Origin of the sequence: Curtobacterium sp. TC1, assembly GCF_019844075.1 — a bacterium.
GTDB lineage: Bacteria > Actinomycetota > Actinomycetes > Actinomycetales > Microbacteriaceae > Curtobacterium.
The window spans coordinates 2,880,438-2,894,379 of record NZ_CP081964.1; the positions used below are offsets into that span (position 1 = coordinate 2,880,438).

The window sequence follows — 13,942 nt, forward strand, 5'->3', positions numbered from 1 at the left end:
GTGCCGGTCGTGACCGCGGCCGGCTCGAGCCCCGGTCCCGGCCGTCACACCGGCGGTCGGCCGCCGACGAACCCGAGCGCCCGGGCGGCGACCCGGGTTCCCTCGCGCGCCGCCGCTCCGACCCGCACGGGATCCGTCGCCCACGCCCGCACGAACCCCGCGGCGAACGCGTCGCCGGCACCGACCGTGTCGACGACCGTCGCCGGTGTCGCGGCGACGCGGTGCACGCTCCGACCGCGCCGCCCCACCAGCACACCGTCGGCGCCCACCGTGACCACCACCAGCGGGACGTGCTCGGTCAGTCGCCGCACCGCGTCGTCGAGGTCGGTCGACCCTGTCAGTTCGAGGGCCTCCTGCCGGCCGGGGAAGAGGACGTCGACACCGGCGAGGGCGTCGAGGAAGGCGGGAGCACCGACCGACCGGACGATGGCCGCCGAGGACGGATCGAGCGACACCCGGGCCGGTCCTGTCCGGGCGCGGGCGACCAGGGCGGCGATGCGGTCAGCGCCGCCCCCGAGCATCGCGTGCCCGGTCAGGTGCACGATGTCCGCACGTCGGGCCACGGCGTCGGGGACGTCGGCGGCCGTGAGCTTCCCGCTCGCGGCCGGGTCGGACATCGCCGTGCGGCCGCTGTCGTTGCGCACCGACACCACGACCCCGGTGGAGGTCATCGCGTCGTAGCGCAGGTGCGGTCGGACGCCGGCGTCCTCCAACGACCGTTCGTGCCGGTAGACGTCGTCGACGCCGACCCGGGCGACGAGGTCCACCTCGGCGCCGAGCCAACCGAGCCAGGCAGCGGTGTTGCCGGCGGCGCCGGTCGGGCGGTGGCGGATCACGGCTGCGGGATCGTGGACCCCGATGGCGTGCGCGGTGGTCTGCACGAGCACGCCGTCCAGGACGTCGCCGACCACCAGGAAGCGTTTTCCGGCGCCCCGACGGCGCCCCGCGACCACCCGTCCGGCACGGGTCCCCTCGGGCTGCGACACGGGCACGGAGGCCTCTTGCGGCATGGACATCTGCCTCAGTCTACGCGGAACCGAGTAATGCTCCGTTTTTGCACCCCAGGAGCCGATTCCGCACGGTGACCGCCGGACCGAGCGACCGGTAACATACTCCATGACACCGGCGGTCGATCGCGTGACCGCCGCCGCCGATCCGACGGAGATGCCATGCCCCGGAAGCCTGACCCGACGCTCAAGCCGGCGATCCTCGAGAAGGTCACCCTGCACCTGCTCGACACCAAGCTCGAGGACGTCTCGGTGCGCAGCCTCGGTCGCGTCCTGGGCACGAGCGCCTACCCGATCGTCTACCACTTCGGCTCACGCGACGCGCTCATCGACTCGGTCGTCGAGCACCTGGCCGACACGGTCTGCCACGCCGCACTCGATCCCGGCGCGGACCGCGCTGCGCTCGGCGAGTACCTCGTGACCACCTTCGGCGGGCTCGGCGATCCACACCGTGCCCTCGCCGCGCGGCTCACCTTCGAGCTCGGGTCGGTCGAGGCGCTGGACGGCCGCACCCGACACCGCGGTCTGCACCGAGACCGCGTCGCCGCGGTCACCGCGTGGTGCCTCGCGCACGGCTACGACGCCGCGGCAGCCGACCGCGCCGCACACGACGCGGTCATGGCCGCCCGCGGTGCGCAGTGGAGCACGATCGTCGACCGGGAGCGCACCGACGCCGACGCCGCACTCCGCGCCATCGCCGACCGGCTCGCCGCGGGCGCATCCGTTCCCGCGGCCTGATCCACGAACGGGAGGCACGGTGCCAGCTGGCACCGTGCCTCCCGTTCGTCCGTCGGTCGCGTCACGCGACCCGCGGTCGGTGGATCAGAGCGTCACGAACGACTGCGACTTCGCGTTGGCGAAGCGCGCCGCGACGTTCTCCCAGTCGACGATGTTCCAGACGGCCTTGACGTAGTCCGCCTTGACGTTGAGGTAGTCGAGGTAGAAGGCGTGCTCCCACATGTCGAGCAGGAAGATCGGCACGAGACCGAACGGCACGTTGGCCTGCTGGTCGAACAGCTGGAACGTGGTCAGCTTCTGGCCGACGGTGTCCCAGGCGAGGACGGCCCAGCCGGAGCCCTGGATGCCGTTCGCGACGGCGGCGAACTGCGCCTTGAAGGTGTCGAACGAGCCGAAGAACTCGTCGATCGCCGCGGCGAGCTCACCCTCGGGGACCTTGGTGTCCGGGCCGAGGTTGGTCCAGAAGATCGAGTGGTTGACGTGCCCACCGAGGTGGAACGCCAGGTCCTTCTCGAGCTTGTTGATCGCACCGAAGTTGCCCGACTCGCGCGCTTCACCGAGCTGCTGCAGCGCGGTGTTCGCTCCGGTGACGTAGGCCTGGTGGTGCTTGTCGTGGTGCAGCTGCATGATCTTGCCGCTGATGTGCGGCTCGAGTGCGGCGTAGTCGTACGGCAGCTCCGGCAGGGTGTACTCAGCCATGTGAGGTCCTTTCGATCAGTGGGTTGCGGATGGGATTCCGCGGCTCACGAGAGCCGGGAACGATCGGTGAGGGAGTGGAATTCCCGGTTGTGGTAGACCAGCGGCTCGCCGTGCTCGAGGCCGACGACGATGTCGAGGACCTCGGCCACGACGACGGTCGAACTGCCGATCAGGGTCGTGGAGAGCGGACGGCACCGGAGCGCGCTGGCGGCGCTGGGCAGGTAGCGGTCGCCCGAGGGCAGCGTGCCCCAGATCGGGTCGTCCGCGGTCGGGCTGCCGGTGGAGGCGAAGCGTCGCGCGAGGGCGACGCTCAGCGAGTCGACCAGGTGGACGACGAAGACCGGTGCGCCGAGCACGACCCCGGCGGACCCGGAGTTCGTGGAGAGCGAGAACACGAGCACCGGCGGGTCGACCGCCACGCTCGCGACGCTCGAGGCGGTGAGTCCGGTCGGACCGTCGGGCCCCTCGGCGGTGATGACGGCGACGCCGGCCGGGTGCCCGCGGAACGCGGACTTGTACGCATCGGCGATGTTCGCCGGGGCTTCGTCGGGCATGGTGTTCGTCGTCGTTCCTTCGCGCGGGGTGAGCCGTCACTGGGCGGCCATGTCCCAACGTATGACCTGAACCATGGTTGAGGTCAACGATTCACAGGTTCGACCGCTCCCGGGCGTGCCGGATGACGCCGCATGACGCGTCGCGCGGCCCCGCGGATGCAGCTTCGTGCGCAGAAATGGTCGAGTCGCTCGCGACGACCCGACCATTTCCGCTCACGAAGCGCGCGCGGCCCGCGCTCAGCGGCGCTTGAGCAGGACGACGGCGCCCGCGGCGGCGATCACCATGAGCACCGCGGCGACTCCCGCCGTGATCGTCACGCCGGAGTCGAACGCGGCCCGCGCCGATTCGAGCAGCGCCTGCCCGGTCGGTCCACCGAGGGACGACGCGGCGGACACCGCACCGCCGAGCGTCTCCTGCGCAGCGGTGTGGGCGGTCGAGCTCAGCCCGCCCGGCACCACGACGTGCGCCCGGTAGGTGGTCGCCAGGATCGTGCCGAGGACGGCCGTACCGAGCACCGCGCCGATCTCGTACGCCGTCTCGGACATCGCCGACGCGGCACCGGCCTTGTCCGCCGGAGCGGTCGAGATGATCAGGTCGTTCGTGACGGTCTCGGACGCGCCGATCCCGATGCCGAGCAGCACGAACGCGAACGCCAGTGCGGCGATCGACGCATGGTGCCCGAGGACCGCCACGAGGGCGTAGGCGGCCGCCGAGAAGAGCAGCGAGACCGACACGACCCAGCGCGGTGCCACGCGGGCGACGACCGGCACGACCGCCAGACCGGCGACGATCGTGAGCACCGATCCGGGGATGAGCACGACGCCCGAGGTGAACGGGTCCAGGCCCGCGACGAGCTGCAGGTGCTGCGCGATGAAGAACAGGAAGCCGGTGAGCGAGAACATCGCCATCAGGTTCATGAGCACGCTGCCGGTGAACGCCGTGCTGCGGAACAGCCGCAGGTCGAGCATCGGCGTGCGGGAGCGCAGCTGCCGGCGGACGAACGCGATGCCGCACACGACCCCGACGGCGAGCATGGCGACGGCGAACCCGCGCTCCTCCGGGTGCACGACCGACTTGATCGCCCACGCGGTCGGCGCCAGCGCGCCGAGGGACAGGAACATGCTCGGCACGTCCACCGGCCCGGGCATCGGGTCACGCGATTCGGGCACGCAGAACGGGACGCCGACGAGCATGAGCACGAGGATCGGCACCGCGATCAGGAAGACGCTGCCCCAGTGGAAGTGCGCGAGCAGCGTGCCGCCGACGAGCGGGCCGAGGGCGTTGCCGGCGGCGAACATGGTCGACCAGACGGCCAGCGCCATCCGCCGCTCCCCCGCGTCGACGAAGACGTTGCGGATGATCGAGAGCGTCGCGGGCATGAGCATCGCGCCGAACACGCCCATCGCGATCCGGGCGGCGACGAGCATCCAGGCGTCGGTCGCGAACCCCGCGGCGACGGAGAACAGCGCGAAGCCGGTGGCCCCGACCACCAGTATCCGACGTCGCCCGATGCGGTCACCGATGCTGCCCATCACCACGAGCAGGCCGGCCAGGACGAGCGGGTACGCGTCGACGATCCAGAGCTGCGTGGTGGCGTCCGGGTTGAGCGCGCGGCTGATCGACGGCAGCGCGAAGCTCAGCACGGTGTTGTCCACCGAGATGAGCAGGACCGGCAGCATGAGCACGGCGAGCGCGAGGAACCGTCGGGCACGGCTCCCGGTGACACGGGTGGCGACGGGGCTGGTGAGCAGTGCGGACACGGCGGACTCCTGGGACTTCGAGCCGGACCTGGTCGACGGCGGGGCGGTGCGTGGGGCAGACGAGACGGGACGCGGGATGGACACGCGCCCCGTCAGGACTCCACCAGTGTACCGTCTGGACGGTTATGGTTGCAAATGCAACCAACAGGCTGACGGGAGGCCCGTGGCGGGCCCGCCACGCGCCTCCAGTCCGGCGACTGGTCCCGCCCAGGGCGGGAGGCTGGAGCTGCGGGTCGACCCGCGTGCGGTGTCGGGGTTCCGGTGCCCGGGATTCCGGTGGCGGGGTACTGGTGCCGGGGTTCCGGTGCCCGGGTGCTGGTGCCGGGGTTCCACAACACGCCGCGTGGACTCCGCCCGGGTTCCGATGTCGGGCGGCACGAGCGCCGACATGCCGAGATTTCGGAACCTCGGGGGCAGGGTGCGGCCACGCGGCCACGCGGCAGGGCGCGGCGGGGTGGGCGGGGCGCGGCGAGGTGGGCGGGGCGGGTGCGGCGGGGCTTGCGGCCGTCGTCAGGCCGAGTCGCGGACCAGCAGGCTGTGGCGCACGGTGCGCTGCACTCCGGGGCCGTGCCGTGGCAGCTCGCCGGCGAGCATGCCGAGGGCGAGGCTAAGCGCCTCGCGCGCGACGGCGTCGAGGTCGACCGCCAGGGTGGTGAGCGTCGGTGACACCAGCGCGCCGAGCGGCAGGCCGTCGACGCCGACGACCCGGACGTCACCGGGGACGTCGACGCCCGCACGCCGACACGCCTGCAGCACGCCGAGCGCCATCACGTCGTTGAACGCGAGGATCGCGTCGAGCCGGCGCTTCCGGGCGAGGATCCGCACGGTCTCCTCGGCACCGCACTCGGCCGTGGCGTGCGGCGCGTGCACGAGGTCCGGCAGGTAACCGCGGCGGCGGAGGGCGTCCAGCATGAGCCCGCCGCGTGCGCTCGTGTGGTCCGGCGACGAGTTGTCGAGCACGACCGGGTGCCGCACCCCGGTCGCCACCAGGTGGTCGGCGAGGGCCTCGATCGCGTCGGCGGGGTCGATCCACACGGCCGCCGTCGGCGGGTCGGAGGACGGGTCGAGCTCGACCATCGGCACGTTGCCGAGGACCTCGCTCCACCGGTGCCGACGCGAGCCGAGGTAGCCGATGACCACGTCGGTCTGCGCGCCGAGCGCCTGGACCATCCGGTCCGCGTCGCTCGCCAGGTCGACGTCGGCGAGCATGACGTTCCACCCCTGCTCGGCGGCGAGCCGGAACACCGCGGAGGCGAGCTGGGGCGTGTAGGGGTTCCGCAGGTCGTTCACGACGAGCCCGAGTTGGTGGTCGCCGCCGGTGACCAACCCACGGCCGAACCGCGACGGCCGGTAGTCGAGCGCCGCCGCGACGGCGAGCACCCGTTCCTTCGTGGTCGCGCTGATGCCGGACATGCCGTTCATCGCACGCGTGACGGTCTGCCGGGACACCCCGGCAGCCGCGGCGACGTCGATGATCGTCGCGCGGCCGCCGGGGTGCGGTCCGTCCGGTGGCGACTGGGTCAGTCGCGGAGGTCCAGCCATGCCACCTGTTCCGGGGTGAGGTCGACGGAGAGGCCCGTCATGGACGATCGGGCTTCCGCGATCGTACGGGGTCCGAAGAGCGGGAACGTCGGGAACGGCTGGTTCAGCACGTACGCCAGGGCGATCGCCGTGGCGGGGACGCCGAACCGGTCGCCGAGCTCCCGGGCGCGACGGAGCCGCTCGAAGTTCTCGTCGCTGTAGTAGCAGCGGACGAGCTCGGCGTCGCTGGTGTCCTCGGGCGTCGCGCGGCCGGTGAAGAAGCCGCGGGCCTGCGACGACCACGGCAGCAGCGGGACCTGACGCTCCTCGAGCCACGCCTTCGACGCGGCGTCGGTCGCGTGCTCGCAGCCGTCCCACGGCACGTCGTACGCCTCGGCCAGGCCGAAGTGGTTGCTGAGGACCTCGAACTCGTGCTTGCCGTTCGCCCGGGCGTAGGCGTTCGCCTCGTCGAAGCGGGCAGGGGTCCAGTTCGAGCCGCCGTACACGCGGATGCGGCCGGCGCGGCGGTGCTCGTCGAGGACGTCGACGAACTCCCCCACCGGGATGTCCGGGTTGTCGCGGTGCATCATGTAGATGTCCGCGTAGTCGGTGCCCTGGCGTTCCAGGCTCTCGAGCAGCTGCTTCGTCAGGGACTCCGGGTCGCAGAACGGCGTGTGCGCGCCCTTCGTGATGACCACCACGTCCTCACGGACACCGCGGTTCTGGATCCACTTGCCGAGCCGGCCCTCGAGCACGCCGCCGCCGTAGATGTAGCCGGTGTCGAAGACGTTGCCGCCCTGCTCGACGAACAGGTCGAAGATCGCGCTGGCGTGCGCCAGGTCGGGCTGGTTGTCGACGCCCATGACCAGGCGGGACAGCCGCTTGCCGACACCCGGGATCTCGCCGTACTGCATGGGGTTGCCGTCCTGGACCCGGAGCGGCCGACCGCTCACGGTGGGGATGTCCGCGGTCTCGGCCTCGAAGGGGTACCGCAGGCCGATGGCGGCGCGCCACTTGTCGAGGGTGCGGGCGGTGGCGAGCGACTCGTCGATCGTCATCTGCGACGCCTCGACCGCACCGGCACGCAGTGCGTCGGTGGTGGCGTCTGCCTCGCGGGCGTAGGGGTGCTCGCCCGCGAACGACAGCGAGCGCGCGTCCTCGTCGACGGTGCGGATCTCGATGGTGGGGTCGTCGCCGAGGGTCCACGGGTCGGTGAGCACGATGCGACCGCGCGAGCCGTACACCGTCACGGCGTTGTCGTCCTGCACGAAGACGCCGGTGCGGACCGACGCCGTGATCCCGCCCCTGTAGGTGAGCTGCGCGACGGTCCACTCGTCGACGCCGGTCGGCCCGAGGGTCCCGGTGGCGGTGAGCTCCGTCGGCTCGGCGACGGCGACACCGGTCGCGGCCTGCACGATCGCGGCGGCCATCGTCACCGGGTACCCGCCGACGTCGAGGATCCCGCCGCCGGCGGTGTCGACGTCGAACAACCGGCCGGTCCGCTCGCCGGTGCGGAACGCGAACGAGGCGTCGATGTGCGTGACCTCGCCGACGACGCCGTCGCGCACGAGGTCGAGCAGTGCGGCGGTCTGCGGGTGGAAGCGGTACATGAACGCCTCGACCAGCGGCAGGCCGGCCTGGCGCGCAGCGTCGGCGAGCGCCATGGCGGTGCCGTGGTTCGGGGCGAGGGGCTTCTCGCACAGCACGGCCTTGCCGGCTTCGAGCGCGGCGAGGACGAGCCGGGCGTGACCGGTGTGCACCGTCGACACGTAGACGGCGTCGACGCGCGGGTCGGCGAGGACCTCGTCGTAGGTCGCGGCGGAGACGTCGGCGAACCCGAGCTGCGCGGCTTCGTCGGCGAAGGTCTGCGCCCGTTCGGTGGACGAGCTGCCGGCGGCGACCAGGGCACCACCGCTCGCGGGCAGCTGGGAGAGGAAGCGGCGGGCGATGCCCCCGGGGCCGAGGACGGCCCAGCCGGGGCGGTCGGCGACCGTCGGAGTCGTGGTGCTGGCGGTGTTCGCGGTCTGCGCTGACATGCGGATCCTTGTCGTCTCGTGAACCTTCACGGTCACGACGACGCTAGTGCCACACGCGCGGTGGATCAATGCGCGCGTGCTCCACACGGCGTGTCCCACGGAGCACGCTCCGAACCGCTTCGTGAGCGTTCACGGCCCGACGCTGACGAGTGGTGCCCGCAGCGTGCGCAACTCCTCCTAGACTCGTGCGCATGGCCAGTGCCCGCGACCGCGTCCTCGACAGCTTCGTCGCCATCGTGTGCGAGGACGGCGAACGTCCCGCGACGCTCGACGCCGTCGCCGCGCGCGCCGGTGTCTCCAAGGGCGGGTTGCTGTACCACTTCGGCTCCAAGGCGGCCCTGGTCGAGGGGCTGTGCGAGCGGCTGTCCGACCTGTCCGCCATCGACGTCGAGCGCATGGCCGAGGCCGAGGACGGCGCCGCCCGCTACTTCGTCCGCAACTGCCTGTTCGTCGGCAGCGAGCTCGACCTCGCGCTCCTCGCCGCGAGCCGCCTGCAGCAGGCCGGCTACGAAGAAGCGGGTCGCACCCTCGACGACACCGAGAACGCGTGGCTCGCGACCCTCGTCGACGCACTCCACGACGAACCGACCGCCCAGGCCGTCAAGCTCCTCGGTGACGGCCTGTACCACCAGGCCTCACTGGGGGCGGCGAGCGACGGTCGCCCGAAGCGCAGCACCGTCGACATGGAGGCACTGCTCGCCGTCGTGGACCGTCTGATCGCGACGAAGCCCGGCGCGTGAACGACCATCCCCGTTCCTGGGGATAGACTTGGCGACGTTCCACTCGTCGACACCCGGAGGTATCCCGTGGGCCGCGTCATCGCCGCTGTTTTCTCGATCCTGCTGCTGCTGGTGTCGATGTACCTGTTCGGGTTCGCATTCCAGGTCGACTCGGGTCAGGCGTTCGTCTTCATGGGCGGACTGATCCTGATGACCCTCTCCTTCTTCCTGCCGATCCACGTGTTCGGCAAGCGGTAACCACCCCGCTGACGCAGAACGGCCCCGCACCTCTCGAGGCGCGGGGCCGTTCTGCGTGCCGGCGCCGTGTGGGGAACCAGGTTCCGGACACAGCACCGCGGATCAGCGTGGTGTGGTGTCCGGAACCTGGTTTCGCGAGCGCTCCGCCGCTACACGAGGACGCGCAGCGAGCGCAGCGTCACCGCGGTCGCGACCGCGGCGTGGACGGCCTCGGCGCCCTTGTCCTCCTTCGACCCGGGCAGCCCGGCCCGGTCGATGCCCTGCTGCTCGTCGTCCAGCGTCAGCACACCGAAGCCCACGGGCTTGCCGGTGTCGATCGCCACGCGGGTGAGCCCGCTCGTGGCGGCGTCGGACACGTACTCGAAGTGCGGGGTGCCACCCCGGATGATCACGCCGAGCGCGACCGCGGCGTCGAACCCGGCCTCGAGGGCGGTCTTCGCGACGACGGGCAGCTCGAAGCTCCCCGGGACCGGGAACACCGACGCGGTGGCGCCGAGTCGTTCGACCTCGCGCTGCGCCCCGGCGAGGAGGCCCGCCGCGATCGTGTCGTGCCACTGCCCGGCGACGATGGCCACCCGGATCCCGGTGCCGTCGACGTGGTCGCGGTCCGCCGCGCCTGCTCCGCTCATCGTGCTGTCCCTTCCGTGGACGGGGCAGCTGCTGCCGCCGTCCGGTCTGCCGCGTCCAGCCACTCGACGAGCGCGGCGATGGTGATGACGGGCACGCCCTCGCGCGCCCCGAGTGCGACGAGCGCCGGCAGCCGCATCATGCCGCCGTCCTCGTCGACGATCTCGCAGATCGCCGCGGCGGGCCGCAGCCCGGCAGCCGTGACGAGCTCGATCGCTGCTTCGGTGTGCCCCGCACGTTCGCGGACCCCGCCCGGCCTCGCACGCAGGGGGACGACGTGACCGGGACGGTGCAGGTCGTCGCGCACGGACGTCGGGTCGGCGAGTACCCGCAGCGTGCGCGCACGGTCGTGGGCACTGATGCCGGTGGTGACCCCGACGGCGGCGTCGACGGTGACGGTGTACGCGGTGCCGCGGACGTCCTCGTTGTGCTGGACCATCGGCGGCAGGTCGAGGGCGTTGGCGATCCCGGTGCTGACGGGCGCGCAGATGAACCCGGACGAGTGCGCCACGGTCCAGGCGATCCACTCGGGCGTCGCGAGTTCGGCGGACAGGATGACGTCGCCCTCGTTCTCGCGGTCCTCGTCGTCGACGACGATGACCGGGCGACCGGCCGCCACCGACGCGATCGCGGCCTCGACGCTCGCCAGGCCGAGCGTCTGCGGCACGGACGCGACCATCACCGGGCCTCCGAGCCGACGGTCTCGAGCGAGCTGACCGCGGCGTCGAGCCGCAGCATCCGGCGCACGTGCCGTGCCAGCACGTCGGTCTCGACGTTCACCCGGTCCCCCGGCACGCGCAGCCCGAGCGTCGTGGCCTCGAGCGTCTCGGGGATCAGGCTGACCTCGAACCAGGCGGCGTCGGGCGCGGTGTCCTCCGGCGAGACGGCACTGACGGTGAGCGAGACGCCGTCGAGTGCGATGGATCCCTTGTCGACGACGAGCGGGCTGAGCGCCGGCGCGAGCGAGAACCGCACCCGGCGCCAGCCGTCGCCGTCGGCGGTCTCCAGCACGGTGGCCGTGCCGTCGATGTGACCCTGCACGATGTGGCCGCCGAGCCGATCGCCGACCGACGCCGCACGTTCGAGGTTCAGGCGGTCGCCCACCCGCAGCGCTCCGTGCGCGCTCATGTCGAGGGTCTGCTTCATGACGAACGCGGTGAAGGAGTCGGAGGTCTGCTCGACGACGGTCAGGCACACGCCGCTGGTGGCGATGGAGTCGCCGTGGCTCGCGTCCGCGACCACGATCGGCCCGCGCACGGTGAGCGCGACGGAGTCGCCGTGCTGCTCGACGGCGGTGACGGTGCCGAGTTCCTCGATGATGCCGGTGAACACTGGTGTCCTCTCAACGGGACTCCGGGGGTGTTCGACGATCGTCGGCATCGACGGACGGGTCGCCCCACGCAGGGTGGGTCGTCTCGTCCGCCAGCGCGCCTCCCATCCGGACTCTCACCGTCGGTCCCGGAGTTTCACCGAGTCAACCTCTGCCGGGTTCGCACCCGTCATCAGTTCGTGGACTGTCACCACCGGTTCGGACTTGCACCGACCCCGGAGCGCTTGCGTAGTCGGAACGATACCCCAGACCGGTGACGGACGCGTCGAGCCGGGACGCACCGTGTAACGCGCGGTCAGCCGCGTCCGCGCGCGAGCGCGACCGCCTGCCGCAGCGACAGGTCGGGCAGGTACGCCCGGACGACCGCGAGTCCGATCGACGGCAGCGCGACCGGGTCGGGGTAGGCGAGGACGAGCGGGTGCAGGTCGGGTCCGAACTTCTGCTTGAACCGCAGCAGCGACCGGAAGCCGTAGACCGGTTCGAGGACTCCCCCGACGAGCTCGAGCAGGCTCTGCACCCCGTCGTTCGGCGCAGCGGCCTCGCCCGCCTGTGCGAGCGGCGCCGCCGACAAGCTGAGCCGTTCGTCACCGTCGTCCCGCATCCGTTCGGCGGCGCTCGCGACGAGGAACTCCATCACGCCGTTCGGCGCGGCCTCGGTCCGGCGCATCACGTCGAGCGTCCACCCGACGACCCGGCCCTCGCGGTGACTCGGCAACCAGCTCGTCACGGCGAGCACCCGCCCGGTGGCGTCCTGCGCGACGAGCGTCCGGACGGCGGGGTCGCGCATCTCGTCCACCCCGCCGAGCGTGAAGCCCATCTCGGGGAGCTCGCGCTCGGACACCCACTCCTCCGAGATCGCCTCGATCTGCCGCACCGTCGACGGCGGCAGGTCCTGCCAGGACGACCACGTGGCGGTGATGCCCTCGCGACGAGCCCGGTTCACGGCCGTGCGGACGTCCTGCTTGCGCTTGCCCGTCGTCGTCCAGGTGCGCGGGTCGAGGTCGGCGTCCTCGGCCACCGGCAGCGTCGACCACCCCAGCGTCGTCAGCAGCTCGGCGTTCCGGGCGTCGACGCCGTAGAAGACGGTCGTCCACCCGTTGTCGTCGCAGTACCGGGCGAAGTCCGTCATCGCGGCGTCGCGGGCGTCCGGGTAGCCGAACGGACCACCGACGGTGACGGCCACGCCACCGCTGCGTCGGAACGCCACCCCGGCGCGCCCGTCGGCGGCGAACCAGTACGCGTTGCCGCGCCAGGTCGTCATCCACCCGAACGTGTCGCCCCCGCCGGCGGTCACGAGCGCCCGGGCGCGCTCCCGGTCGCTGCGGGAGCCGTCCGCGTCGGTGTCCGGTTCCACCGCGCCGGTCGGTCGGACCGCGGCGAGCGCGACGACGAACCAGAGCACCGGTCCGGCGAGCCCGACCACGATGCGGAGCGCGGTGCCGAGCGACGGCAGTCGCTCCCAGGCGGCCGACGGCGACAGCGGGCCGAGCGCTGCCACGGCGAGCCGGAGCGGGTCCTCGACGTGCTGCGGTGCCGACGCCGCGAACACCGCGACCGTGCCGACCACGACGGCGACCGCCGCGACCACGGTCACCGCGAAGGCGATCACACGCCGACGCGAGGGCATCACCGTGAACGACCGGCGCCGGAGCACGAGGACGGCCGCGGTCGCGAGCGGAACCACGATCGACGCACCGACCGACAGCGCCGTGACGAACTCGTCGGCGGTGCCCTGCAGGCCGCCGGCCCGCGCGGGCAGCACCCCGTAGGTGACCGCGGCCGCCACCGCCGTCACCAGGTCGACCGCCACCACGAGCCAGACGGCGAACCGGCTGCCCCGGAAGAGCCCGAGGCCGCCGACGACCAGGACGAGCAGGGGCGCGACGGCGAGCAACAGCGTCCACGGGTCCGTCGCCCGGTACGCCAGCAGCGCGCGGAGGCACGCCGCCGAGGCCCCGTCCGTGCCGCAGCCGCTCACGGTCGTCACCGGCCCGGTGCCGAGCACCGCGGCGATCGGGGCGAGCAGTCCGACCCGTGCGCGGGAGACGAGCGCCACCACGGGACCGATCGCCGAGACCAGCACGACCGTCCCGAGCAGCACCCGGGTCTCGCGGTGCGAGCTGCGCACCCACCCGCCGCGCTCCGGGGTGCGGCGGAGCAGCTCGCCGAGCACCCATCCCGCCCCGGCGGCGAGCACCGCGTACAGGTCGGAGGCGTGTCCGGCGTAGAGCAGGAGCGCGGCCACGACGGCGAGCGCGTTCACCCGGATGCGCCGTCGCCAGAGCGGTCCGGCGAACGCGCTCGCGGTGACGATCGTGCCGACGATCGCGGTCCAGGGGTCGAAGGCCGTCGCCCGTCCGAGCAGCAGGCCGGTGAGGTCGCGACCGTCGGCGTCGACGAACGCGGTGAGCGCGCCGGCCGCGGTGCCGACGACGGTGGTGACGACGAACGCCAGGGCGGTCCGCCACGACCCCATCAGCCGTTCGGCTGCGCCGACGAGGACGACGACGCCGGCGATCGTGGTGAGCAACGCGACCGCGCCCGTGGACGCCGCGAAGATCCGGAAGGGCCCGTACGAGGCCGGGTCGGCGCCGTGCAGGACCCGGACGGCGATGCCGAAGACCGCGGTCGCGACCACGAGGAACGTGATCGCGGCCGTCACCGGATGCCGGACGAGGGCGGAGCGCACCCC

The 13,942-nt window shown here is 72.5% G+C and carries 13 protein-coding genes and 1 riboswitch; of the genes, 3 read left to right on the plus strand and 10 right to left on the minus strand.

Translation table 11 applies throughout. The features are described from left to right. Nucleotides 1-44: 44 nt before the first annotated feature. A complete protein-coding gene (locus tag KZI27_RS14645; protein ID WP_222658175.1) occupies nt 45-1,016 on the minus strand; it encodes a carbohydrate kinase family protein in 972 nt (323 codons plus the stop codon). 153 nt (nt 1,017-1,169) lie between these two features. Here KZI27_RS14645 and KZI27_RS14650 point away from each other — a divergent pair, with 153 nt between their 5' ends. Beyond that, nucleotides 1,170-1,745, plus strand: a complete 576-nt coding sequence (locus KZI27_RS14650) for a hypothetical protein (protein WP_222658176.1) — start codon at nt 1,170-1,172, stop codon at nt 1,743-1,745. Between the two features lie 84 nt (nt 1,746-1,829). On the opposite strand, the gene KZI27_RS14655 is transcribed toward KZI27_RS14650, so the two are convergent. The 5 genes from KZI27_RS14655 to KZI27_RS14675 all read right to left on the minus strand — a co-directional run bounded on the left by KZI27_RS14655 (nt 1,830) and on the right by KZI27_RS14675 (nt 8,316). Continuing rightward, nucleotides 1,830-2,444 carry a superoxide dismutase gene (locus KZI27_RS14655; RefSeq protein WP_111084300.1) on the minus strand — a complete coding sequence of 205 codons (615 nt, stop codon included), beginning with the start codon at nt 2,442-2,444 and terminating at the stop codon, nt 1,830-1,832. Between the two features lie 44 nt (nt 2,445-2,488). Beyond that, a complete protein-coding gene (locus KZI27_RS14660; protein ID WP_222658177.1) occupies nt 2,489-2,998 on the minus strand; it encodes a flavin reductase family protein in 510 nt (169 codons plus the stop codon). Between the two features lie 237 nt (nt 2,999-3,235). After that, nucleotides 3,236-4,759, minus strand: coding sequence for an MFS transporter (locus KZI27_RS14665; protein WP_222658178.1), 1,524 nt, complete (start codon nt 4,757-4,759; stop codon nt 3,236-3,238). A 510-nt stretch (nt 4,760-5,269) separates the two neighbouring features. Then, nucleotides 5,270-6,301, minus strand: coding sequence for a LacI family DNA-binding transcriptional regulator (locus tag KZI27_RS14670; RefSeq protein ID WP_222658179.1), 1,032 nt, complete (start codon nt 6,299-6,301; stop codon nt 5,270-5,272). Then, nucleotides 6,280-8,316 carry an aldo/keto reductase gene (locus tag KZI27_RS14675; protein ID WP_222658180.1) on the minus strand — a complete coding sequence of 679 codons (2,037 nt, stop codon included), beginning with the start codon at nt 8,314-8,316 and terminating at the stop codon, nt 6,280-6,282. Before KZI27_RS14675 ends, KZI27_RS14670 begins: the two co-directional genes overlap by 22 nt. 191 nt (nt 8,317-8,507) lie before the next feature. Here KZI27_RS14675 and KZI27_RS14680 point away from each other — a divergent pair, with 191 nt between their 5' ends. Together KZI27_RS14680 and KZI27_RS14685 are read left to right on the plus strand one after the other, a co-directional pair. Beyond that, nucleotides 8,508-9,056: a TetR/AcrR family transcriptional regulator gene (locus tag KZI27_RS14680; protein ID WP_123313875.1), complete on the plus strand. Its 549-nt coding sequence runs from the start codon at nt 8,508-8,510 to the stop codon at nt 9,054-9,056. A 66-nt stretch (nt 9,057-9,122) separates the two neighbouring features. After that, nucleotides 9,123-9,293, plus strand: coding sequence for a hypothetical protein (locus KZI27_RS14685; protein WP_185021456.1), 171 nt, complete (start codon nt 9,123-9,125; stop codon nt 9,291-9,293). Between the two features lie 149 nt (nt 9,294-9,442). Here the strand turns inward: KZI27_RS14685 and ribH are convergent, their stop codons facing one another. From ribH to KZI27_RS14705, 4 genes are all read right to left on the minus strand, one after another. Beyond that, nucleotides 9,443-9,922, minus strand: coding sequence for a 6,7-dimethyl-8-ribityllumazine synthase (gene ribH, locus KZI27_RS14690; protein ID WP_222658181.1), 480 nt, complete (start codon nt 9,920-9,922; stop codon nt 9,443-9,445). Further along, nucleotides 9,919-10,587 carry a 3,4-dihydroxy-2-butanone-4-phosphate synthase gene (ribB, locus tag KZI27_RS14695; RefSeq protein ID WP_410004005.1) on the minus strand — a complete coding sequence of 223 codons (669 nt, stop codon included), beginning with the start codon at nt 10,585-10,587 and terminating at the stop codon, nt 9,919-9,921. Before ribB ends, ribH begins: the two co-directional genes overlap by 4 nt. 11 nt (nt 10,588-10,598) lie before the next feature. Beyond that, nucleotides 10,599-11,252 (minus strand): riboflavin synthase, encoded by a 654-nt coding sequence (locus tag KZI27_RS14700; protein WP_222658183.1) that lies wholly within the window; start codon nt 11,250-11,252, stop codon nt 10,599-10,601. A gap of 90 nt (nt 11,253-11,342) precedes the next feature. After that, nucleotides 11,343-11,477, minus strand: a riboswitch (FMN riboswitch). A gap of 68 nt (nt 11,478-11,545) precedes the next feature. Continuing rightward, a complete protein-coding gene (locus KZI27_RS14705) occupies nt 11,546-13,939 on the minus strand; it encodes a bifunctional lysylphosphatidylglycerol flippase/synthetase MprF (RefSeq protein WP_222658184.1) in 2,394 nt (797 codons plus the stop codon). Nucleotides 13,940-13,942 lie beyond the last annotated feature (3 nt).